The 22764-nt window shown below is 69.9% G+C and carries 21 protein-coding genes and 1 tRNA gene; 8 read left to right on the top strand and 14 right to left on the bottom strand.

Annotated features, from left to right (window positions below; all coding sequences use genetic code 11):
• Positions 1–8: 8 nt before the first annotated feature.
• Positions 9–935 (top strand): RNA polymerase sigma-70 factor, encoded by a 927-nt coding sequence (locus HNR30_RS34745; RefSeq protein WP_181614331.1) that lies wholly within the window; start codon positions 9–11, stop codon positions 933–935.
• A gap of 437 nt (positions 936–1372) precedes the next feature.
• On the opposite strand, the gene HNR30_RS34740 is transcribed toward HNR30_RS34745, so the two are convergent.
• Positions 1373–1615, bottom strand: a complete 243-nt coding sequence (locus tag HNR30_RS34740; protein ID WP_181614330.1) for an SPRY domain-containing protein — start codon at positions 1613–1615, stop codon at positions 1373–1375.
• Between the two features lie 141 nt (positions 1616–1756).
• On the opposite strand from HNR30_RS34740, the gene HNR30_RS49600 reads away from it, so the two are divergent.
• Positions 1757–2935: a sensor histidine kinase gene (locus HNR30_RS49600; protein WP_181614329.1), complete on the top strand. Its 1179-nt coding sequence runs from the start codon at positions 1757–1759 to the stop codon at positions 2933–2935.
• Positions 2936–3204: 269 nt separating this feature from the next.
• Here HNR30_RS49600 and HNR30_RS34730 read toward each other — a convergent pair whose 3' ends face one another.
• Positions 3205–4578 (bottom strand): cystathionine beta-synthase, encoded by a 1374-nt coding sequence (locus HNR30_RS34730; RefSeq protein ID WP_181614328.1) that lies wholly within the window; start codon positions 4576–4578, stop codon positions 3205–3207.
• 143 nt (positions 4579–4721) lie between these two features.
• On the opposite strand from HNR30_RS34730, the gene HNR30_RS34725 reads away from it, so the two are divergent.
• From HNR30_RS34725 to HNR30_RS34715, 3 genes are all read left to right on the top strand, one after another.
• Positions 4722–5696, top strand: coding sequence for an SGNH/GDSL hydrolase family protein (locus HNR30_RS34725; RefSeq protein WP_181614327.1), 975 nt, complete (start codon positions 4722–4724; stop codon positions 5694–5696).
• A gap of 53 nt (positions 5697–5749) precedes the next feature.
• Positions 5750–7090, top strand: a complete 1341-nt coding sequence (locus tag HNR30_RS34720; RefSeq protein ID WP_312894836.1) for an outer membrane protein assembly factor BamB family protein — start codon at positions 5750–5752, stop codon at positions 7088–7090.
• A gap of 142 nt (positions 7091–7232) precedes the next feature.
• Positions 7233–8450, top strand: coding sequence for an acetyl-CoA C-acetyltransferase (locus HNR30_RS34715; protein WP_181614326.1), 1218 nt, complete (start codon positions 7233–7235; stop codon positions 8448–8450).
• Between the two features lie 52 nt (positions 8451–8502).
• Here HNR30_RS34715 and HNR30_RS34710 read toward each other — a convergent pair whose 3' ends face one another.
• The 11 genes from HNR30_RS34710 to HNR30_RS34660 all read right to left on the bottom strand — a co-directional run bounded on the left by HNR30_RS34710 (position 8503) and on the right by HNR30_RS34660 (position 19305).
• Positions 8503–8736 (bottom strand): DUF4287 domain-containing protein, encoded by a 234-nt coding sequence (locus HNR30_RS34710; RefSeq protein ID WP_181614325.1) that lies wholly within the window; start codon positions 8734–8736, stop codon positions 8503–8505.
• A gap of 156 nt (positions 8737–8892) precedes the next feature.
• On the bottom strand, positions 8893–9681 hold the full coding sequence (locus HNR30_RS34705; protein ID WP_181614324.1) for a Bax inhibitor-1/YccA family protein: 789 nt from the start codon (positions 9679–9681) through the stop codon (positions 8893–8895).
• Positions 9682–9883: 202 nt separating this feature from the next.
• Positions 9884–9956: transfer RNA gene (locus tag HNR30_RS34700), tRNA-Leu, on the bottom strand.
• A 217-nt stretch (positions 9957–10173) separates the two neighbouring features.
• Positions 10174–11478 carry an NAD(P)/FAD-dependent oxidoreductase gene (locus HNR30_RS34695; RefSeq protein ID WP_376771773.1) on the bottom strand — a complete coding sequence of 435 codons (1305 nt, stop codon included), beginning with the start codon at positions 11476–11478 and terminating at the stop codon, positions 10174–10176.
• A 93-nt stretch (positions 11479–11571) separates the two neighbouring features.
• Positions 11572–12330 carry a uracil-DNA glycosylase gene (locus tag HNR30_RS34690; protein WP_181614323.1) on the bottom strand — a complete coding sequence of 253 codons (759 nt, stop codon included), beginning with the start codon at positions 12328–12330 and terminating at the stop codon, positions 11572–11574.
• A gap of 96 nt (positions 12331–12426) precedes the next feature.
• Positions 12427–13809 (bottom strand): hypothetical protein, encoded by a 1383-nt coding sequence (locus HNR30_RS34685; protein ID WP_181614322.1) that lies wholly within the window; start codon positions 13807–13809, stop codon positions 12427–12429.
• A 269-nt stretch (positions 13810–14078) separates the two neighbouring features.
• Positions 14079–15053, bottom strand: coding sequence for a Ppx/GppA phosphatase family protein (locus HNR30_RS34680; protein ID WP_181614321.1), 975 nt, complete (start codon positions 15051–15053; stop codon positions 14079–14081).
• Positions 15044–15532: a DUF501 domain-containing protein gene (locus HNR30_RS34675; protein WP_181614320.1), complete on the bottom strand. Its 489-nt coding sequence runs from the start codon at positions 15530–15532 to the stop codon at positions 15044–15046. The genes HNR30_RS34680 and HNR30_RS34675 overlap by 10 nt, the downstream gene beginning before the upstream one ends.
• On the bottom strand, positions 15522–16094 hold the full coding sequence (locus HNR30_RS34670; RefSeq protein WP_181614319.1) for an FtsB family cell division protein: 573 nt from the start codon (positions 16092–16094) through the stop codon (positions 15522–15524). The genes HNR30_RS34675 and HNR30_RS34670 overlap by 11 nt, the downstream gene beginning before the upstream one ends.
• 45 nt (positions 16095–16139) lie before the next feature.
• Complete coding sequence (gene eno / locus HNR30_RS34665; protein ID WP_181614318.1) at positions 16140–17417, bottom strand: phosphopyruvate hydratase; 1278 nt, start codon at positions 17415–17417, stop codon at positions 16140–16142.
• 67 nt (positions 17418–17484) lie between these two features.
• Entirely contained in the window at positions 17485–19305 is a 1821-nt protein-coding gene (locus HNR30_RS34660) for a WD40 repeat domain-containing serine/threonine protein kinase (RefSeq protein WP_181614317.1), read from the bottom strand.
• A gap of 159 nt (positions 19306–19464) precedes the next feature.
• On the opposite strand from HNR30_RS34660, the gene HNR30_RS34655 reads away from it, so the two are divergent.
• Genes HNR30_RS34655 through HNR30_RS34645 form a run of 3 tightly spaced genes read left to right on the top strand, consistent with a single transcriptional unit; the run spans position 19465 to position 21846 of the window.
• The gene (locus tag HNR30_RS34655; RefSeq protein ID WP_181614625.1) at positions 19465–20613 is read left to right on the top strand and encodes an endonuclease/exonuclease/phosphatase family protein; all 1149 of its coding nucleotides are present in this window, start codon (positions 19465–19467) and stop codon (positions 20611–20613) included.
• A 4-nt stretch (positions 20614–20617) separates the two neighbouring features.
• Positions 20618–21322, top strand: a complete 705-nt coding sequence (locus HNR30_RS34650) for a class I SAM-dependent methyltransferase (RefSeq protein ID WP_181614316.1) — start codon at positions 20618–20620, stop codon at positions 21320–21322.
• On the top strand, positions 21319–21846 hold the full coding sequence (locus HNR30_RS34645; RefSeq protein ID WP_181614315.1) for a hypothetical protein: 528 nt from the start codon (positions 21319–21321) through the stop codon (positions 21844–21846). The genes HNR30_RS34650 and HNR30_RS34645 overlap by 4 nt, the downstream gene beginning before the upstream one ends.
• On the opposite strand, the gene HNR30_RS34640 is transcribed toward HNR30_RS34645, so the two are convergent.
• Positions 21843–22763 (bottom strand): nucleoside triphosphate pyrophosphohydrolase, encoded by a 921-nt coding sequence (locus tag HNR30_RS34640; protein WP_181614314.1) that lies wholly within the window; start codon positions 22761–22763, stop codon positions 21843–21845. The genes HNR30_RS34645 and HNR30_RS34640 overlap by 4 nt on opposite strands.
• Position 22764: the final 1 nt, after the last annotated feature.

The following is a 22764-nucleotide window of genomic DNA, read 5'->3' as shown; positions in this document are numbered from 1 at the left end:
AAGCTCTGATGGGCGGCAAGGCCGAGGAGTTCCAAGAGCTGCGACCGCTGCTGTTCTCGCTCGCCTACCGGATTCTGGGCAGCGTGAGTGAGGCCGAGGACGCGGTGCAGGAGACCTGGCTGCGTTTCGAGGCCTCGCCGACGGCGGCGCGGTCGGCCAAGGCGTTCCTGTCTGCCACGGTCACGAGGATCTCGATCGACGTTCTGCGCTCGGCCCGCGCCCGGCGCGAGGCGTACGTCGGGCCGTGGCTTCCCGAGCCGCTGCTCGCCGACCCGTACGAAGACCCGGAGCGGGCGGCGGAGCTGGCCGACTCGCTGTCGATGGCCGCCATGGTTCTGCTGGAGCGGCTGTCTCCGCTTGAGCGGGCGGTCTTCGTGCTGCGGGAGGTGTTCGACTTCGGATTCCCCGAGGTGTCGACTGCGGTCGGGCGTTCGGAGGCTGCGTGCAGGCAGCTCGTGGTGCGGGCGCGTCGTCACATGGCCGAGGGGCGGCCCCGTTTCGAGGCGGATCGGCGGGAGCGGGAGGCACTGGCTTCACGCTTCTTCGATGCCCTCCACGAGGGGGACGTCGATGCGCTGCAGGAGCTGCTGGCGGCCGATGTGGCGCTGGTGGGCGACGGCGGCGGCAAGGCGCCGCAGTTGGCCAGGGCCGTCGGGGGTGCGCGGAACGTGGCTCGGTTGATGGCGTCGGTCTTTCCTCGGATGGTCGCGGTTGGGGTGGTGAGTGAACCGCGCGAGGTCAACGGGCAGCCGGGGGCGATCTTCCGTGATCGGGAGGGGAAGGTGCTGTACGCGTTGGCGCTGGACGTGATGGAGGGGCGGGTTCAGACGATCCGGGCGGTGATCAACCCCGAGAAGCTCGCGCACGTGGGGCCCGTGGCGGACGCGTGGGCGATCGACCGCGAGGTGCGGGGGGTTCGCCGAGCTGGGGAGTGAGCGGCGGCGACGGCCGCGCGCTTCGTGCGCTGCCCCCAGGCGCTCCACGGCTCCACTGCTCCACTGCGTCGCGACCCCACCGCCTCACGGCCCCACCCGCCTCATGGGCCCGACCCGGCGGCTCATAGGACCAACACGCCGTGTGCTCGACACGCCGTGTGCTCGAGCGCCCCGCAGGCCCCGACCCCCGTAGGCCCGACGCCCCGTGCGCCCCGACGCCCCGTGTGCTCGACCGCCCCACAGGCCCGACGCCCCGTGTGCCTGACGCCCCGTGCGCCCGACCCCCCGTAGGCCCGAACGCCGTAGGCCCGACACGCCTCGTGCCCGACGCCCCCGCGTGCCCGACGAACCCGCGCGCCGGGCCTCCACATGCCGCGAGCCCGTGTGGTCAAGTCCCCCGACTCGATCACACGGGCTCGCGACGCCCCCAGTCCCCCTCAGGCCGCCTTCGGCGTGCTGTCCAGCGTGTCCAGCGGCTGCCGCTGCGGCAGCCTGAGCGGCGCCGGTTGCGCCGCCTCCGCCCCGGCGTCCGTGTCCACCCGTGGCGCGTTGATGAACCGTCCGCTGGACCCCTCGGCAGGTTCGCCGTTGATCCGGGAGAGCATCACGGGGTCGGCGAGCGCGAGCAGCACTCCCACGACGAGCCCCGCGACCAGTAGCACGAATCCGATGACGACCATGTCCCTCATCCCCTTCCGACGTCTTCCAGCATCGGCGAAACCGCAGGGCCACCACCTCGCCTGAAGGTTGGGTCTGTGCGGGTGCGACTCGGCCGAACGGTTGATATGTCGGGTCAGCCTTCCGGCCTAGGCTCTGTTTCCGTGGGGGACACGCAACGCATCGTCTACTGGGTGCAACGCCTCAGCGAGATCGCGATGGTCGGCTGGCTCAGCATGCTGCTGCTGGTCGATGTGGTGGCGTCGGCCAGTGTGCGTGGCGCCCAGTTCCTGGTGCCGTTGTGCGGCGTGGCCGGGATCGTGGCGATCATGCTCAGGCGCCGCCACCTGGTGATGGGCTTCTGCGTCACGGTCGGCCTGTCCCTGGTGACCTCGCTGGTGATCGGGGTGACGAACACGCCGGGCCTGCCGGGCATGGCCGAGAGCGGTGCGATCCTGCTGCTGACGATCAGCCTGCTGCGGCATGTGACGCCGATGCGGCGTGCCGTACTTGTCTCGCTGGTCGGTCTAGTGGCGTTGATGGCGGAGGGGGTCGGGCGCGACTATCTGGGGTCGGCGGGGCTGGCGTTCTCGTTCGTCCTGTTCGTGGGGTGGTCGATCGCGGAGGGGCTGGGGCTGTATCTGCGCATCCAGCAGGATCGCAGGCGCGACACCCTGTCGTCGGTGCGGCGGGCGGAGCGGCTGGAGCTCGCCCGGGAGTTGCACGATCTGGTGGCGCATCACATCACGGGCATCGTGGTGCAGGCGCAGGCGGCCAAGACGGTGGCGGAGATGAAGCCCGAGGCGGTGGGTCCCGCGCTGGACGCCATCGCGAACGCGGGCACGGAGGCTCTGACGTCGATGCGGCGGCTGGTGGGGGTGCTGCGGGCGGATGACGAGGCGGCGCGCAGGCCGGGCACCACGCTGGCGGATCTGCGCCTGCTGACGGAGAGTTTCACGGCGAGCGGACCGCAGGTGGCCTTCGAGGTGGGTGCGGGGCTCGACGAGCGTGCGCTGGCGCCGGAGGTGCTGACGACGATGCACCGGGTGTTGCAGGAGGCGCTGACCAATGTGCGCAGGCACGCGCCTGGCACGGGGTGGGTGGAGGTGGATCTGCGGCCGGTGGGCGGGCCGTACTCGCCGGCGGCCCTGCTGGGCAGCGGTCTGGGGGTACGGCTGCGCGTGCGTAACTACAGTTCGGCGGCCGATCCGCGGATCAAGCGGCTGGGTGGGGGGTTCGGGCTGGTCGGGATGGCCGAGCGGGTGGAGGCCCTGGGCGGGCGGCTGTGGGCGGGGCCCACGGAGGAGGGGGCTTGGGAGGTCGTGGCGGAGGTCCCGACCTGACGACGGCGCGATGACCCAGCCTGACGACGGCGCGATGACCCAGCCTGACGGCGGGCACCGCACGCCGCCATGACGACGGGCGACCCGCTGACGCCCCCGGACCTGGCCGGGGCGCCGTCAGCGGGTCAGCGGCTGGCCAGGTAAGCGAGCAGGTCCCGGCCAGCCGAGGGCCGTCAGCGGCTGGCCAGGTAGACGAGCAGGTCCCGGCCAGCCGAGGGCCGTCAGCGGCTGGCCAGGTAGACGAGCAGGTCCCGGCCAGCCGAGGGCCGTCAGCGGCTGGCCAGGTAGGCGAGCAGGTCCTGGCGGGTCAGCATGCCCGTCGGCTTGCCGTCGTCGAGCACCACGGCCGCGTCCGCCTTCTCGAGCGCCTCCACCGCGCGCGCCACCGGCTCCCCCGCCCCGATCGTGGGCAGCGGCTGCGACATGTGGTCGGCGATCGGCGCGTCGGACGTCAGCCGCCCGCGGTACAGCGCGTCGAGCAGGTCACGCTCGACGACGGCGCCCACGACTTCGGCGGCCATGACGGGCGGCTCCTCCTTCATCACCGGCAGCTGCGAGACGGAGTACTCCCGCATGATGGAGATCGCGTAGCCGACGGTCTCGTGCGGGTGCACGTGGACGAACTCGGGCAGCCCCGACCCCTTGCGGGCGAGCACGTCGCCGACGAGCCCCTCCTCAGGGGAGGAGGTGGTCAGGAAGCCGTAGTCGGCCATCCACTCGTCGTTGAAGATCTTCGACAGGTAGCCGCGCCCGCCGTCGGGCAGCAGGACCACCACGACGTCGTCGGGCGAGGCCTTGGCGGCCACGCGCAGCGCGGCGACGACGGCCATGCCGCAGGAGCCGCCGACGAGCAGCGCCTCTTCGCGGGCCAGGCGGCGGGTCATGTTGAAGGAGTCCTTGTCGGACACCGCGATGATCTCGTCGCAGATGGTCGTGTCGTAGGTGGCGGGCCAGATGTCCTCGCCGACGCCTTCGACCAGGTACGGCCGGCCGCTGCCGCCGGAGTAGACGGAGCCCTCGGGGTCAGCCCCGATGATCTTCACCTTCCCGCCGGAGATCTCCTTCAGGTACCGCCCGGTGCCGCTGATCGTCCCGCCCGTGCCGACGCCCGCGACGAAGTGCGTGATGCGCCCTTCGGTCTGCTCCCACAGCTCCGGCCCGGTGGTGTGGTAGTGGGAGTCGGGGTTCTGCTGGTTGGAGTACTGATCGGGCTTCCAGGCGTTGGGGATCTCGCGGGCCAGCCGGTCGGAGACCGAGTAGTAGGACTCGGGATGGTCGGGCGAGACGGCGGTCGGGCAGACCACCACCTCGGCGCCGTAGGCGCGCAGGACCGAGATCTTGTCGGAGGCGACCTTGTCGGGCACCACGAAGACGCACCGGTAGCCGCGCTGCTGGGCCACGATGGCCAGCCCGACCCCGGTGTTGCCCGACGTGGGCTCGACGATCACGCCGCCGGGACGAAGGGCACCAGACTGCTCCGCCGCGTCGATCATCCGTACGGCGATGCGGTCCTTGACCGAGCCGCCGGGGTTGAAATATTCGACCTTGGCGAGCACCTGCGCCGGCAGCCCTGCCGAGACTTTGTGCAGCCTGACGAGGGGGGTGTTGCCCATCAGCTCGACCAGGGAATCGTAAACGCGCACCGAGGTGTTCACCTTCTTTTGCCGCTTGCATAACCCGAGCGCCGATTGGGTGGCGGGCACTCGGTTAGTTTCCAATCAAAAGCTACCGTCGCCAGGCGGCTGGGGGCGAAGACCTTCGAGGTCTGAGGGGGGACGGACGAAAAATGATCTGGACTCCGGGGGTGGCGCGGGCGGCGCGCAGGATCGCCGCCGCGGCGGCGGTCGGGGGCGGCGGGCTGACCGCGCTGGGAGTCACGGCCTATGGTCTCCTGCTCGCCGAGGGCCTGGTGGCCAGGAAGGTGATCGGCCGCCCGCACGGCATGGAGGGCCCGACGGCGGACGGTTCGTACGGTGATTTCCCCGGCGTGCCGATCAGCCTGGTCATGCTGGGCGATTCCACCTCGGTGGGCCTGGGGATGAGCGATCCCGCCCACACGCCGGGGGTGCTCATCGCGAACGGCCTGGCCGCCGTCGCCGAGCGTCCGGTACGGCTGCGCGTGTTCGGCAGGTCGGGCGCGGCGTCCGTGGAGTTGCGCCCCCAGGTCGACAAGGCGCTGAAGGAGCACCCGGACGTGGCGGTCATCTTCGTGGGCGCCAACGACGTCACCACCCAGACCCCGCCCGCGACAGCCGTACGGCATCTGGCCAAGGCGGTGCACAGGCTGCGCGAGGTGGGCGCCGAGGTGGTCGTGGGCACCTGCCCGGACCTGGGGACGGTGCGCCCGATCGGCCAGCCGTTGCGGTGGGTGACGCGCCGGTGGAGCCGCCAGCTGGCGGCCGCGCAGACCGTCGCGGTGGTCGAAGCGGGGGGACGTACGGTGGCATTCGCCGACATCCTGGGGCCGGAATTCGCCACAAACCCCAGCGAAATGTTCGGACCCGATCGTTTCCATCCAAGTGACCGAGGTTACGCGCAGGCTGCTTACGCGGTGCTACCTTCTGTGTGCGCTGCGTTGGAGTTGTGGCCCGAGCCCCGACCCGCACGTGACGCACAGATCCCAACTGGACTGCAACCGATTTACCTTGCGGCGGCGACCGCCGCGGAGAAACCAGGCACCGAGGTGACCGCGACCCGGGTCGAAGGGCGTGCGACAGGTCCCTACGGCAGGTGGGTGACGATGCTGCGCCGTCGTCCCTGAGTTCTTCGCGACGACTGGCCGTCACTCCTCATCCCCCTAGGAGTGGATAGACCGTGCTCCGTGCGAAACCGGCCATCGCGCTCGCCGGAATGCTGGCCCTGGCCGCGTGTTCCGGCAGCGACGCCGCGACTGCAGAGTTCCCCACCTGGCAGAACAACGAGGTCAACGCCATCAGCCGCATGGTCACCGGCGGCGGCATCGTGACCTTGACGTCGATGAAGGCCGACGGCTCGCTGGAGACGGTCGCTCTCGACCAGTCCTCCGGCAAGAGGTTGTGGGCCTTCCCCTCCACGATGGCCGGACGGCTGCCCGGCATGGGCGTCTCCCCGCCGGCGATCGTCGAGACCGGCAAGGACCAGGCGGTCGTCGCAGCGCTCGACCCGCTGAAGAAGGGGCGATGGAACGCCCTTCTGATCGCCCGCGACGGGCGCACGGGCAAGCAGAAGTGGACCCGTCCCGTTCACTCCACCTTCGGCCCCCAGCGCTGCGGGCCGTACATCTGCCTCTCGGAGCACACGGCGCTCAGGACGGCCCGGGTGGTCGTGCTCGACCCCGCCGACGGCAAGACCAGGTGGACGCTGCCGGGCATCGCCGAGGTGGAGTGGGCCGACGCCGCCCGCGTGCTGTTCCTGCGCCTGGCGGCCAACCCGATGATCGAGTCGTACGACATCAGGACCGGCAAGATCCAGTGGCAGCAGCCGATCGAGCAGGCGCTGGGCAAGGGCATCGACATGTCGGGCGGCTGGGCCTTCGGCGCCACGGGCGACAACCTGGTCGGCTACGTCGCGCCGTACACCAACCCGCGCACCCGCCGGGTCTCGACGTTCGGCCTGTTCTCGATGAAGCTCACCGACGGCTCGATCAACTGGATGCGCCCCTCGGTGGTGCGCGTCTACCCGAGCGGCAACCCGGGCTTCGCGCCGATCGTACGGCCGGTCGACCAGCAGGGCCAGTACGGCGGCTTCGCCCGCCTGGAGGCCGACAGCGGCCGCGTGGTCGGGCAGATCACCGCTGGTCAGGTGCCGGGCTCCGGCTGGTGGCTGGCCTTCCCCGACGCCATGGACCGGCTGGGATTCCTCAAGCACAACACCAAGGGCAGCAACTTCGACCTGGCGACCGGCAAGCAGTTGCCGATCGAGGAGGCCAAGGGCTGGTCGTTCTGCGTGACCGATCCCAAGCCGCTGCAGTTGCGTCAGCAGATACCCGGCTTCTACTCCACGGCCGCCCTGTGCCGTTACGACCTGGCCTCCGGCAAGAAGCTGGCCGAGGCCGGCTCCGCGCCGCCCGCCTGGTTCACGGGCAGCCAGGGCGGCTGGCGGTTGTGGCGTGACGAGAAGGGCGCCGTGCACGGGGTCAAGGACGGCTCGGCGGATGCGCCGGGCATGTACGGCTGAGCCGTATTCAGGGAAAGGGGCCGGTCCATCCGGCCCTTTTTCGCGTTCTACAGTAGAAAGTTCTGTTTTGCCCGCCCCGCCGCCTGGCACCCGCCGTACCAAGAAGTAACATCGCGATTGGAGCCACACAGAGGAGATAACCATGCCCGAGGCAGTCATCGTCGCGACCGCTCGCTCGCCCATCGGCCGCGCCTTCAAGGGGTCGCTGAAGGACATCCGTCCCGATGACCTGACAGTCCAGATGATCCAGGCGGCGCTGGCCAAGGTTCCGCAGCTCGACCCGAACCAGGTCGACGACCTCATGCTCGGTTGCGGCCTGCCCGGCGGTGAGCAGGGATTCAACATGGCCCGCGTGGTCTCGGTGATGCTCGGACTCGACACCGTGCCCGGCACGACGGTCACGAGGTACTGCTCCTCGTCGCTGCAGACGACCCGCATGGCCTTCCACGCGATCAAGGCCGGCGAGGGCGACGTCTTCATCTCCGCCGGCGTGGAGACCGTCTCCCGCTTCATCAAGGGCAACTCCGACTCGCTGCCCGACACCACCAACCCGATCTTCGGCGAGGCCGTCGAGCGCACCCAGACCTTCGCCGGCGGCGGCCAGACCTGGCACGACCCGCGCGAGGACGGCAAGGTCCCCGACATCTACATCGCGATGGGCCAGACGGCCGAGAACCTGGCCCAGATCAAGGGCATCTCCCGCCGCGAGCAGGACGAGTTCGGCGTACGCTCGCAGAACCTGGCGGAGAAGGCGCTGGCCGACGGGTTCTGGCAGAAGGACATCACCCCGGTCACGCTGCCCGACGGCACCGTGGTCAGCAAGGACGACGGGCCGCGCGCCGGCATCACCTACGAGGGCACCTCGCAGCTCAAGCCTGTCTTCCGCCCCGACGGCACGGTCACGGCCGGCAACTGCTGCCCGCTCAACGACGGCGCCGCCGCGGTGGTCATCATGAGCGACACCAAGGCCGCCGAGCTCGGCATCACGCCGCTGGCCCGCATCGTCTCGACCGGCGTCACGGGCCTCTCGCCCGAGATCATGGGCCTCGGCCCGGTGGAGGCCACCAAGCAGGCGCTCGCCCGCGCCGGCATGGCGATCGGCGACGTCGACCTGGTGGAGATCAACGAGGCCTTCGCGGCCCAGGTCATCCCGTCCTACCAGGACCTCGGCATCGAGCTCGACCGGCTGAACGTCAACGGCGGCGCCATCGCCGTCGGCCACCCGTTCGGCATGACGGGCGCGCGGATCACCTCGACGCTCATCAACAGCCTGCAGCACCACGACAAGAGCATCGGCCTGGAGACGATGTGCGTCGGTGGCGGCCAGGGCATGGCCATGATCCTGGAGCGCCTCGGCTAGGGCATGTCGAAGGGGTACGGCTCAGCCGTACCCCTTGGCCTGTAGAGGGCTCCTAGATGAAGCCCATCCGGGTGCGGCGGTGCCGCTCGTGCTCGAGGACGATCGCCGCGGCGTAGCCGTGGGTCAGTCCGTGCTCGTCGGCCAGCCAGTTAGCCCGTTCATCACAGCGGAGGAAGGACGGGCCGTTGTCGATGGCTTGGAACCACTCGGGGAGTTCGCGTCCCGTGATGGCCGGGACTCTTGCGATCAGCTTCGTCTGCGTCTCCATTGAGTGGTTCAAGGACATGGGCACCTCCACGGATTGGGACAGGTCCTTTGCTCGACACTGCAATAGAAGATGCCAAATCGCAACCCCCTGGACGGCAGCAATTCGTTGCCGCGTGGTTGCGGAACGCGAAAGACCCCGCCGGGAGCACCCGGCGGGGTCTGCTGTCGATCAGCGCTAGTCGCTGCTGGAGAAGTAGCTGATGAAGCGCAGGACCTCCAGGTAGATCCAGACCAGGCTCAGGGTCAGGCCGAAGGCGCACTGCCAGGCGAACTTCGCCGGAGCACCGGCGCGCACGCCCTCCTCCACCGCCGCGAAGTCGAGCAGGAGGAAGAAGACGCCGAGCAGGATCATCGCGATGCTGAAGACGTAGCCCAGCGGGCCCGCCTCACGCAGGCCGAAGCCGCCCGGGACGAAGATGCCCACGAGCAGGTTGACGAGCATCAGGCCGAGCACGGCGATCGACGCCGCGGTCACGTACTTGACCATCTTGTTGCTGACGCGGACGATGCGCAGGGAGTAGACGGCCAGTGTGCCGGCGAAGGCCAGCGCCGTACCGATCACCGCCTGCAGGACGATGCCGTTGAAGAAGTTCTCGTAGGCGAGGCTGAGGGCGCCGACGAAAACTCCGTAACACGCGGCGTAGCCGAGGATCAGCGCCGGGTTGGTGCTCTGCTTGAACGAGGCGATCAGGCCGAGGACCAGTCCGACGAGACCGAAGACGATGGCCACGCCCATGGGCACGTTGAGCACCCAGGCGGCCGCGCCGGTGAGGACCAGCGTGCCCAGGGTCATGAAGCCCTTGACCACCACGTCGTCGATGGTCATCGTCCGGTAGGCCGGAGGCGCCGGGGGCTGGTACGCCGGCGCGTCGTACATGTTCTGCAGGTGACCAGGGGTCGGAGTCTGGTACTGCCCCGGGTGGGTGTACTGGGACCTGCTGAAAATCGGGTTCTTGCTTTCCATCGCTGCCTCCACGCTGCGACCAGTGCGATCACCTTATCGACCGACGCTCGCACCGGCCACTCGCGCTGTGGTTCGTGGTCAACCGAGGGTGTCGGGCGAAGGATCAACGAGCGACCGCCGCCTGGAGTTCCCGGGGCCACATAAGTTCTCTGTTAATAAGAAATGCCTGGTCAATGGCATAATGATTCCGAGGGCATGCCAGTGCCCCCGGCGGGAGTCGAACCCGCACATCAACCCTTTTAAGGGGTTTGCCTCTGCCATTGGGCTACGGGGGCGCGGCAATCATACGATTCAGACCATGCTCCCGAGGAGCACAACTTGGCATCATGCGTCACAGATGTGAGGGTGGTCCTGGTTCGTGGTGAATGCTGCGGGCTTGAAATGGCATCTCATAGATGGTCACAGGCTCGGGACACTCTGGCAACCGACTTTGAACGCAAAACGCCCCGATGTGCCAAAGATGGCACACCGGGGCGCAAGCCGTACTGAAAACTAGCTGTTCACCGCTGCACGGAACCCGTCACGCGGGTGTTCGATCTCGCCCAGCGAGATCGTTTCGCGCTTGAAGAGCAGCGCGAGGGTCCAGTCGACGACCACGCGGACCTTGCGGTTGAGCGTGGGCACGCGCGACAGGTGGTAGGTGCGGTGCATGAACCACGCCGGGAAGCCGCGCAGCTTCACGCCGTAGACGTTGGCCACACCCTTGTGCAGGCCCAGGCCCGCCACCGAGCCGACGTACTTGTGGCGGTACTCCTTCAGCTCGTCGCCCTCGAGGTGGCGCACGATGTTGTCGGCCAGCACCTTGGCCTGCCGTACGGCGTGCTGGGCGTTGGGGGCGCAGTACTCCCCGGGCATCGTCACGTCGGGCACGCCCGCGACGTCGCCCGCGGCGAAGGCGTCGGGGGTGTCCTCGACGTTCAGCCTCGGGGTGGCCTTGATCCGGCCGCGGTCGTCGATCGGCAGGTCGGTGGCGTTGACCACCTGGCTGGGCTTGACGCCCGCCGTCCAGACCAGCGTCTCGGCGTCGAAGGCGGTGCCGTCCGACAGCTCGATGTGGCCGCCGACGGCCGAGTTGAGCCTGGTCTCCATGCGCACGTCGATGCCGCGCTCGCGCAGCTGCTCCAGGGTCCAGCGGCCCATCTCGGGGCCGACCTCGGGCAGGATGCGGTTGCTGGCCTCGACCAGCACCCAGTGGAAGTCCTGGGGCTTGATGTTGCGGTAGTAGCGGGTGGCGTCCTTGGCCATGTCCTCGAGCTCGGCCAGGGCCTCCACGCCGGCGAATCCGGCGCCGACCACCACGAACGTGAGCGCCTTCTTGCGCAGCGCCGGGTCCTCGGTCGACTCGGCCAGGTCGATCTTGCTGAGGACGCGGTTGCGCAGGGCGATCGCCTCGGCCACCGACTTGAAGCCGATGCCGACGTCGGTCAGGCCGGGGATGGGCAGCGTGCGCGAGATCGAGCCGGCGGCCATGACGATGACGTCGTAGCCGACCTCTCGCTCCTCGCCCTCCGCCGGCTGGAAGGTCGCCCGCTTGGCGGCGTGGTTGACCTTGGTCACCATGCCGTTGAGTATGCGCACCTTGGGAAGCAGGCGGCGCAGCGAGGCGACCATGTGGCGCGGCTGGACGTTGCCCGCCGCGGCCTCCGGGAGGAACGGCTGGTAGGTCATGTAGGACTGCGGGTCGATGACGGTGATGCGCACGTCGCCCTTCTTCAGGGGCCTGCGCAGCTTGCGCTGAAGGCGCAGGGCTGTGTACATGCCGACGTATCCGCCGCCAACGATCAAGATGTCCTTCACCTTGACCCACTCCTTAGGTGGAAGCTTGTGAAAGCATTCACAAGCGTAAACCAACTTCTCCGGGCGGTCATTCCCCCGGCCGCGTGTGACTCGTCACAGTGCCGCGGCGCGGCGGAACACGTCGTCGAGCATCTGCGCCGTCACCCTGCCCGTGAAGGTGTTCTGCTGGCTCGGGTGGTAGCAGCCCAGCACCGTCAGGCCATCGAGCTGCACTTCCGCCCCGTGCCCGAAGACCGGACGCGGCCTGGGCGCGTCGGGCAGCGCCGCCCACAACGCCTGCCACGCGAAGCCGCCCAGCGTCACGATCACCCGCGGGCCTGCCAGCTCCAGCTCCCTGACCAGCCACGGCAGGCAGGCGTCGCGCTCCTGCGGGGTGGGCTTGTTGGCCGGGGGCGCGCACCGCACCGCCGCCGCCATCCGCGCGTCGATCAGCTCCTGGCCGTCGCCGGCGTACGTGCTCGTCTCCTGTACGGCGAAGCCGGTGCGATGCAGCGACGCGAACAGCCAGTCGCCGCTGCGGTCACCCGTGAAGATGCGGCCCGTCCTGTTGCCGCCGTGCGCCGCCGGAGCCAGGCCCACGATCATCAGCTTGGGCCGGTCGGCGCCCCAGCCGGCGATGGGGCGGCCCCAGTACGTCTCGCCCGCGAAGGCCCGCCGCTTGACGTCGGCGACCTCCTCGCGCCACTCCACGAGGCGTGGGCAGGTCCTGCACACCGACTGGCGCGCGGTGAGCTCGCCGAGGGTACGGCTGGCGGCGGCCAGCTTCCGTACATCGTCAGGGGTGTGGGCGACCGGGGTGTCGGGGGTGGCCGGGTCGTCAGGCCATCCGGTGCCGGGCCGTACAAAGCTCATGGGACTGATGGTGCCTCATGGGAGGACCGAGATGCCCGAGACACGAAACGGGCGGCTCTCCGTGGAACTGAGAGCCGCCCGAATCAGAGGTGCGAACTACACGCAGGTCGGCGCGCCGACGTTGTCGAGCTCGTCGTCACCGGGCACGACCAGCTTGCCGAAGTTGCCCGCCTGAGCGGCGTTCGAGACGGTCGCGCTGACCACCTTGGACGCGTTCGTCAGGGTCTCGGAGCCCGAGGCCGCCACACCGGCGGCGGTGGACAGGCTCCACTCGACCGTCTTGGTGCCGGTGACCGTGAACTTGCCGGTGACCTTGAGGTCGGCCGACTTGACCTTGCCGTCCTCGCAGACGACGTTGACCCACTCGGCGTCGACCCAGTCGGCCGCAACGCTGGACGGAGCCGGCTTGCAGGCCAGGACGACGGTGGCGTTACGGGTGATCGACACCGGGCCGGTCACCTCGAGCGTCGCGCCACCGGTGGTGGTGCGGCTCGGACCGACGATGGTCTTCGACCCGTCGACCCACTCGGAACCGGTCACGACCTTGTCGCCCACGGTCCACTTGAAGTGCACCAGGGTCTTGCGGCTGGCGTACAGCGTGGCGCTGAAGTCAGCCGACGGGGTGGCGGGGCACACGGCCTCGTTCACCTTGACGCTGATCTCGGAGACAGAGACGGTGGCCGGGGCCTCGTCCTTGCACCAGACCTTGTAGTGGACACGGTTGGAGTCCGCGGCGTTCTTGCCCAGCAGCTGCAGGACGGCCCAGCCACGGTGGCTCTCGCGCGGCGTGAAGCTGAAGCCGACACGACGAGCGTCGTACACCTTCACCGCACCGCGGTCGACCACGTCACCGTTGAGGATCCAGCGGTAACGCACCCAGCGCGGGTCGTCGACCTTGATGACGCCGGAGAAGTTGATCCTGGCGCCGACGTTGCAGGAACCGACGTAGTGGTCGGGGCTCGCCCAGGCCTTGGCCCAAGCGGACGGGGTCTGCGGGTGGGTCGGCATGCCGTTGGTGCACTCGACCTGGAAGTAGACCTTCTTCGAGGTCACCTTCCGCGGACCGAGGACCTGCAGCGCCTCCCAGCCCTTGACGTTCTCGTCGAAGGTCAGAGACTGCTTGACGGTGACGTACTTGGTGCCGCTGCCCTTGAGCCCGATCGTGGAGACCTTGCTCTTGGACCCGTCACCGTGAAGCCAGCGGTAAGCCAGGGTGGTCTTGCCACCCGTCAGCTTCACCTTGATCTTCGCGGAGAACTTGACCGTGGTCGGACAGCCACCCCAGTAGTGCTTCTCAGAAACAACGGGCGTGGCAACCGAGACCTTGGGCTTCGCGGCGGCGGACGAGGTGGCCGACCCGGCCGTCGCCGAGGTGGCCGCCTGGGCGGAGCCGGCCATCAGCCCCGCGACCATGGTGGCCAGCACCGCGGTGGAGGCGCCGAGCGCCGCCATCCTGCGGGCCAAACCGAGAGACTTCATGTGAGAGTGCTCCATTCCTAGGAGGAAAGACACGCTCGGGAACGGTCGCCACGCCGTCGCCTTCTGCGCACGGCAAGATGGCAAAGCCCCCGTAAAGCCTCTTTACTTAAGCACAAACTCGATTGCCCGCTCAATACGGACAACTGGCAGCTGATGTCCATATTTCGTTGCAAAAACTTCAGGTTTTCATGCAACCCGATCGCTACCTGCGGAAATGCGGAAACCCAAGCGCGGCGCGAGGATCACCATCAGGTCACAATCGCGCGACGTCAGACCTGAGACCAGGCGATCCCGTCGAGGATGTCGTGTTCGCTGACCACCACATCGGAGAAACCGAACCGCCTGACGATGCGGTCGAGGATCAGCGCGCCGGCGGAGATGACGTCGACGCGGCCGGGATGCATGACCGGGATCGCCGCACGCTGGTCGTGCGTCATCGCGAGCAGATCGGCCGACACCTCGTGGACCCGGGCGGCTGGGACACGCGAGTGGTGGATGCGCTCGGGGTCGTATTCGGGCAGGTCGAGGGAGATGCCCGCCACCGTGGTCACCGAACCGGCCAGGCCCACGAGGGTGCGCGCACCGGCGACGGGTACGGCGGCCGCCACCTGGTCGAGCGCGGCCTCGATGTCGGCGACCACGCGCTCCACCGCCTCGGCCGGCGGGGGGTCGCCCGCGCCGCGCAGGTGGCGCTCGGTCAGGCGCACGCATCCGATGTCGACGGAGAGCGCGCCTTGCGCCGCTTCGGAGCCGACGACGAACTCGGTCGAGCCACCGCCGATGTCGACGACCAGGAAGGGGGCCTGGACGGGACCCTGCACGCTGCCGGTCGCGGCCGGGGCCAGGTCGGTGGCGGTCGTGGTGGCGGCGGTCGCGAGGCTGCGGGTGGCGCCGGTGAACGACAGTTGCGCCTCCTCCGCGCCCGACACCACCTCCGGCTCCACCCCGAAGATCTCCAGCACCCCCGACACGAACTCGTCGCGGTTGGCCGCATCGCGCGTGGCGCTGGTGGCCACCACACGCGTGGACACGGCCCCGTGCTGGTCGATGAGCTTGCGATACCCCCGCATCGCCGCGAAGGTGCGCTCCAGGGCCTCGGGAGCGAGCCGCCCGGTCCTGTCGACGTCCTGGCCGAGCCGGACGATCTCCATCAGGCGCTCGACGTCGGTGAGCTCATCACCGGAGATGTCGGCGATGAGCAGCCGCACCGAGTTGGTGCCGCAGTCGATGGCGGCTACGCGCACGGCCCCTCCGCCCACCACTCGGGCAGCGCGTCGAGCGCCTCGCGTCCGAACGGGTTGCTGCCCGGAACGGCCAGCTCCTGGGCGACCAGGGCGTGCAGGCACTTCACGCGGGTGGGCATGCCGCCCGAGCTCTGGGTGCCCGGCGGCAGTGGTTCGACGCCGGACTCCTCGGCGGCCTTGTCGCGGCGGGCGAGGTAGTCGTCGTGCGCCGCCTGGTAGGCCGCGGCCAGCGCGGGGTCCTCGGCCAGGCGGGCCTGCATCTCCTTCATCATCCCCGAGCTCTCGAGGGTGCCGATCTCGGAGTTGGCCCGGGGGCAGGTCAGGTAGTACAGGGTGGGGAAGGGGGTGCCGTCGGGCAGGCGGGGCGCGGTCTCGACCACGTCAGGGCGCCCGCACGGGCAGCGGTGGGCCACCTCGCGCAGTCCGCGGGGCTCGCGCCCGAGCTGCCGCTCGATGGCCTCGACGTCGCTAGCTTCCACTTGTCTCCCCCGTGTCGGCGGCGACCACCGACTCCCACAACGTTTCGTACCAGGGCGGTGTCGCCGAATCCTGCGTGGCGGTGGTCGTGCCGCCGCTCTGTTTCGGCTTGGGCACCATGTAGCACTTGGCGCCCGGGTCACAGTAGTGCAGCCGCTCGCGTGCGGTGCGCTTGGTCCAGTTGGGGTCCTGCACCTGCCGCCGCTGCTCCTCGACCTTGCGCTGCTCGGCCAGCACCTTGTCCTTCTCGGCCTGCAGCTCGGTGAGCTGGCGACGCTGGGCGATGTATTCGCGCACGGGGTAGGCCAGGCTCATCGCGATCGCGCAGACGACGACGGCGAGGATGGCGGCCCGGCCGGTGAGCTGCGGCCGGCGCACCTTCGGCTTGGCGGCGGAGGCACCGGCCTTCCCCGCCGCACCCGTCTTCCCCCCGCCCGAGGCGGCGGGCTTGCCGGTCGTACCGGCAGGTCCACCGGGCTTGGCTCCGGGAGTCGGTCGGGGCACGCGTGGAGTGGTGGTCTCCTCGCGTTCGCGGTTGCTCCCGGGCCTAGCCTCGTCACTCATCGAAGTTCGCTCCAGATTCGGGGGTTCGGCAGCGCCGAACCGAATCTAGCGCTGGAACCTCGGGAAAGCCGCGCGACCCGCGTAACGGGCGGCGTCGTCGAGCTGCTCCTCGATGCGGAGCAGCTGGTTGTACTTGGCCACGCGGTCGGATCGGGCCGGGGCGCCGGTCTTGATCTGCCCGCAGTTGGTCGCCACCGCCAGGTCGGCGATGGTGGTGTCTTCGGTCTCCCCGGAACGGTGCGACATCATGCAGCGGTAGCCGTTGCGGTGGGCCAGCTCGACGGCGTCGAGGGTCTCGGTGAGGGTGCCGATCTGGTTGACCTTGACCAGCAGGGCGTTGGCGGTGCCTTCGGCGATGCCGCGGGCCAGCCGCTCGGGGTTGGTGACGAACAGGTCGTCGCCGACCAGCTGCACCTTGTCGCCGAGCGCCTTGGTGATCTTGTTCCAGCCTTCCCAGTCGCTCTCGTCGAGCGGGTCCTCGATGGAGACCAGCGGGTAGGAGGCGACCAGGTCGGAGTAGAAGGCGATGAGCTCGTCGGCCGACAGGCCCTTGCCGTCGATGGTGTAGACGCCGTCGTTGTGGAACTCGGAGGCGGCCACGTCGAGCGCGAGCGCGATGTCCTGGCCGGGGGTGTAGCCCGCCTTCTCGATGGCGACGAGGATCAGGTCGAGCGCGTCGCGGTTGGACGGCAGGTTCGGCGCGAAGCCGCCCTCGTCGCCGAGGCCGGTGGCGTAGCCCTTCTCCTTGAGCACCTTCTTCAGCGCGTGGTAGACCTCGGTGCCCATGCGCACGGCCTCGCGGAAGCTCTCGGCTCCGATCGGCGCGATCATGAACTCCTGGATGTCGACGTTGGTGTCGGCGTGGGCGCCGCCGTTGAGGATGTTCATCATCGGCACGGGCAGCAGGTGCGCGTTGGAGCCGCCCACGTAGCGGTAGAGCGGCAGCTCGGCGCTGTCGGCGGCGGCCTTGGCCACGGCGAGCGAGACGCCCAGGATGGCGTTGGCGCCCAGCTTGGCCTTGTTGGGCGTGCCGTCGAGGTCGATCATGATCTGGTCGACGATGCGCTGGTCCTCGGCCTCGACGCCGTGCACCTCGTCGAAGATCTCGTCGGTCACGGCGAGCACGGCCTTCTCCACGCCCTTGCCGCCGTAGCGCTCCTCGCCGTCACGCAGCTCGACGGCCTCGAAGGCGCCGGTGGAGGCGCCGCTGGGCACGGCCGCACGGCCGGTGCTCCCGTCGTCGAGGACGACCTCGACCTCGACGGTCGGGTTTCCGCGGGAGTCGAGGATCTCACGGGCGTAGACGACCTCGATGGCAGCCACGTCAAGCGCTCCTAGAGTTGAAGGGCAGTTGCGCCAAAAGCCTACCGAGGTCTACTACCTGGTACGGCTAGCGGTCCAGGTTCCAGGCACGCAGCCGCGATCCCCCGATCGCGGCCACCACCACGGCACGCCCGCCGAGCTCACCGGCGGCGATCGTGGTGACCTCGTGCGGCTCGTCCAGCAGCCGCACCTCGTGCTCACCCTCCTGGGCGCTGAGGCCCCGCCCTCCCGCGAGGGTCACCAGCTCACCATCGCGCTCGATGACGTCGGCCAGCGGCTGGGCGGTCTCGGCCGTGAAGATCACCTCGGCGAGGTCGGGCCCGTAGACCGCGACGCGGCCGTCGGTCGTGACCACGGCGATCCGCGTGCCGCCGAGGTGGCCGATCCTGGTGACGGGTGCTCCCGCCGCGGCTCGGGCGCCGCCCCTGAGCAGGTGCCCGTCGCCGGTGCCGACGACGAGCTGGAAGCCGTCCCAGACCAGGGCGGTCACCACCGATTCGAACACCTGTGGCTCGCCCGCGGGCCGGCCGCTCCTGAGATCCACGGTGATCACTCGCCCGTTGGGGCAGCCGAGGTAGGCCCGTCCGTCGGCGACGGCCACCGGCGGGTTCTCGGAGTCGCAGGTGAAGAACCTGCCCGGTTCCGCGTCGGCGACGTTCCAGGTGCGCAGGACGCCGTCGGCCACGTAGACGACCATCGCCCGGCCGTCGACCTCGGTGACCGCCACGAAGGTCACCCTGGACGAGCCCACCGGGATCTCCCGGTACGGGGGCCGCTCGGCCCCGGGACGCAGGAGGTGGATCACGCCGCCGCCGGCCGCGGCCACGATCGGGTCGCCGAGCAGGGAGCCGACCGCCATCGCGGTGACCTGGTCGCCCGCCGGGCCGAACGGGCCGCCGATCGCCTGGCCGAAGCCGGGTGTGCTCGACAGGCTCTCGTGGAGCTGCGGCCCGACGGCCTCCGGGAGACGGTCGGGCCACCACATGCTTCCGAGCGCCGAGCCTGCCAGCACGAGCACGAGCATCCCGGCGATCAGGAGTCTGCGCCGCCGTACGGACGCGGGAAGCGGCGCGGGTGGAGCGGACGCCTGCCTGGTCAGCCGGGCGTGGACCTGCCGCGCGGTCGGCCGCCTCGCCGGGTCCTTGCGCAGGCAGTCGGCCAGCACCGACCGCAGCGGACGCTCCACGCCCGACAGGTCGGGCTCGGCCGTCAACACCCTGTGCATGACGGCGGGAATGTTCGCCCCGCTGAACAGCGAGCTCCCGGTCGCCGCGTAGGCGACGGTCGCGGCCCAGGCGAAGATGTCGGAGGCGGCCGTGGCGTCCTCCCCCGCGATCTGCTCCGGCGCCATGTATCCGGGGGTGCCGACCACGGAGCTGGTCGCCGTGGTCGCCGAGTCGACGGTCCTGGCGATGCCGAAGTCGATCACCCGCGGGCCGTCGGGGCCCAGCAGGACGTTCGACGGCTTGAAGTCCCTGTGCACGATCTGGGCCCGGTGGATGGCGGACAGCGCGCCGATGGTGCCGATCGCCAGCTCGTCGAGCTCGTCGCCGTGCAGCGGGCCATACCTCTGCACGTGCTGCTGCAGGGAGGGTCCGTCGACGTATTCGCTGATCAGGTAGGGCCGCTCCTCGGCCATGCCCGAGTCGACGACGCGTGCCGTACCGGCGCCCTCGATCCTGGCCGCCGTGGCGGCCTCGGCCAGGAACCTGCGTACGGCACGGCGGTCGCTCACGAGCCGCGCGTGCAGCACCTTGACCGCGACGTGGCGCCCGCCCTTCTGCCCGAGGTAGACGGTGCCCTGGCCGCCGTCGCCGAGCACGCCGGTGAGCCGGTATCCGGCCAGCTCACGCGGATCGTCGCGCCGCAGTGCGCGTGCCTCGGTCATGTGCCCCTCTCCCCCGGCGGAAAAGCCTGCCATTTCGGGACTTGTTATGCCAGACGAACACTGGGGAAACAGGCGATCTGTGCCGGTTACCGGGCGGGCACGGCGTGGCACGATCCGCTCGTGAACCTATGGCGCACCCTTCTGACTGCCGCACTCGCGATGCCGCTCCTCGCGGTGCCCGCCGACGCGTCGTCCAAGACGCAGGTCCGCTTCTCCACCTTCAACGCCTCCCTCAACAGGAACGCGGAAGGTCAGCTCGTCACCGACCTGTCGACGCCGGACAACGCGCAGGCCAAGGTGATCGCGGAGATCATCCAGCGGGCCCGTCCCGACGTGGTCCTGGTCAACGAGTTCGACTTCGACGCCCAGGGCACGGCGCTCGGCCTCTTCCACGACAACTACCTGCGGGTCGGGCAGAACGGCGCGGAGCCGATCCGCTACCGCTACCGCTACACCGCCCCCAGCAACACCGGCGTCGCCTCCGGCTTCGACCTCAACAACGACGGCCAGGTCGTGACCACTCCTGGCGCCCCCGGCTACGGCGACGACGCCTACGGCTTCGGCGTCTTCCCCGGCCAGTACGGCATGGCGGTCTACTCCAGGTACCCGATCACGAACGTGCGCACCTTCCAGAACTTCCTGTGGAAGGACATGCCGGGCAACGTCATCCCGCCCGGCTGGTACTCCGGCGAGGAGCTCGCGGTCTTCCGCCTGTCGTCCAAGTCGCACTGGGACCTGTCGCTGCGCGTCGGCCGCGACACCGTGCACCTGCTGGCCAGCCACCCCACGCCGCCCACCTTCGACGGCGCGGAGGACCGCAACGGCCGCCGCAACCACGACGAGATCCGCTTCTGGGCCGACTACGTCAACGGCGCCCGCTACGTCTACGACGACCGGGGCCGGCGCGGCGGGCTGCGCGGCGGCGAGAGCTTCGTGATCGCGGGCGACCAGAACGCCGACCCCTTCGACGGCGATTCCTATGACGGCGCCATCCACCAGCTGATCGGCAACAAGCGCGTCGACGCGTCCTTCGCCCCGTCGAGCGGCGGCGCGAGCGAGGCGGCGGCTCTTCAGGGCGGCGCCAACACCACCCACAAGGGCGACCCGCGCTACGACACGGCGGACTTCTCCGACACCGCCCCGGGCAACCTGCGGGCCGACTACGTGCTGCCTTCCCGTCACGGGCTCAAGGTGCTCGGCGGCGGCGTCTTCTGGCCGGTGCGCAGCGACCCGCTGTCGCGCCTTACGGGAGTCTTCCCCTTCCCCAGCTCCGATCACCGGCTGGTGTGGGTGGACGTGTCATCCTGATCACATGGAGCGAGTCAGAAAACTGCTCGACGTTCCCGGCGGCGACTCCTCGCGCGGCTATCTCGACCTGCTCGGGACCGAGCGGGTGCCGCTCAGCTTCGCCCAGCGGCTGATGCAGTCCACCCAGCTCCCGCTCATCTACGAGCGGCTGTGGCGGCCCTACCTGATCGGCCTGTCGAAGGGCGGCCCGTTCGGTCCGAGCACCGTGCAGGAGATGGCCATGCTGCACGACATGCTCAGGCTCGCGGGCGGCGAGGTGATCCTCGACGTCGCCTGCGGCCCCGGCAACGTCACCCGTGCCCTTGCTCCGGGCGCGGACCTGGTGGTGGGGATCGACGCCTCGGCGACCATGCTCGACACCGCGGTCCGCGACACCCGCGACGCCAACGTGGAGTACGTCAGGGGCGACGCGGTCAGCCTGCCGTTCTCCTCCCAGACGTTCGACGCCGTCGCCTGTTTCGCCGCGCTCTACCTGTTCGACCGGCCTTTCGACGCGCTCGACTCGATGGCCAGGGTGCTGCGGCCCGGCGGGCGGCTGGCGCTCATGACGACGCGGCGCGTGCCGGGCCTGGAGGAGATCGTGCGGCAGGTCACGGGCGTGCGGCTGTTCGCCGACGACGAGGTGACCGGGGCCCTGACCGCACGCGGCTTCACCGACGTCGCGCAACGCACCTCGGGGTTCATTCAGTACGTGGAGGCCAGTCGATGACCTACGGGGTGCGCCAGTTCCAGCTCACGCTGATGCACCGGATGCGCGACCTCAACTCCGACCGAGTCCAGCAGGCGCTCACCGACCTGCGGGCGAGCAGGGCCGAGGAGGGCGCGGCGCACAGCCAGTGGACCAGGCGCACCTTCTACGCCAAGGGCCTGTCGCCGTACCGCTCGGCGCTCGGGGAGCCGTCGTACCGGGGCGAGCACGCCCTGGGCGCCGTCACCTGCGACATCGTGCGCTGGGCGTTGCCGTACTGGCCCGGGCTGGAGTTCGAGGTGATGGTCGGGCCCGACCGCCGTGTATGGAACCAGTGGTTCGTACGGCCCGCGGGCGACAAGAAGGTGTCCTTGGCCGGGCTGCGGCCGTGGACCTGCGTGATCGGCGACGTGTGCGCGAGCTTCGCCGGAGCCCGGCAGGGCGAGGGCGCCGCGCCGCAGCAGTGGACGGTCGACTTCGTCCACGACGGCAGGCCCTACCAGGCACGTTTCGTCTACGGCCTGCTCCAGTCGGTGGCCGGCTAGCGGCTCTCCCAGGCGACGATGCGGTCGCGGTAGGCCAGGGCGGCGGCCCGCAGCTCCGCCTCCGGGTCGAGCCCGGCCTCGAGCGCCCGGTGCACCAGGTCGAAGAGCTCGCGGGCGACTCCCTGACCCACGGCGTGGGCCAGCGACTCCGGCACGCCTGAGCGGTCGGCGCGCTTGATGAGCTGGGCGGCCAGGGAGAGGGCGGGCTGGCCGGTGGGCACGCCGTCGACGGAGCTCTTGCCCGACGACGAGCGCTCGGCGGCCTTGATGGCCTCCCAGTTGGCGTTGACCTCGTCGGCGGTCTCGGCCGAGACGTCGCTGAAGACGTGCGGGTGGCGCCGGACGAGCTTGTCGACGATTCCCGCCGCGACGTCGTCGATGTCGAAGTGCTCGGCGACCCGCGAGTGGAAGGCGACCTGCAGCAGCACGTCGCCGAGCTCCTCGCGCAGGGAGTCGAGGTCGCCCGACTCGACGGAGTGCTGCACCTCGTAGGCCTCCTCGATGAGGTACGGCACCAGCGAGGCGTGGGTCTGCTTGCGGTCCCAGGGACACTCGGTGCGCAGCCGGTCCATGACCGAGACCAGGTCGAGCACCCGCGCGCCCGGCAGGTCGTAGGAGCCGGGGATGACCTCGATCTCGGGCGGCGTCTCCAGCGCGAGGGCGGCGTGGCCGAAGCCGCGCATCTGGTCCTCGGTGGCGTCGAGCCACACGACGGTCTCGGCGACGGCCCGGCGCGCCCATGAGGCCGGGTCGGGGGTCACGACGACGACCTCGACCCCGGCCTCGGCCAGATACGGCAGGGCCGGGTGATCGGGGTCGGCGGTGTGCACGGGACCGGCCGTGAGGGCCCGCCAGGCCTGCGGCGACAGCAGGCCGGGCGCGACCCGCGGTGAGGTGGTGACGACGATCAGCGGCATG

The organism is Nonomuraea soli (assembly GCF_013761175.1).
GTDB classification, from domain to species: domain Bacteria; phylum Actinomycetota; class Actinomycetes; order Streptosporangiales; family Streptosporangiaceae; genus Nonomuraea; species Nonomuraea soli.
The sequence above is the reverse complement of the archived record's forward strand: the minus strand, read 5'-3'. Positions and strand labels throughout refer to the sequence as shown.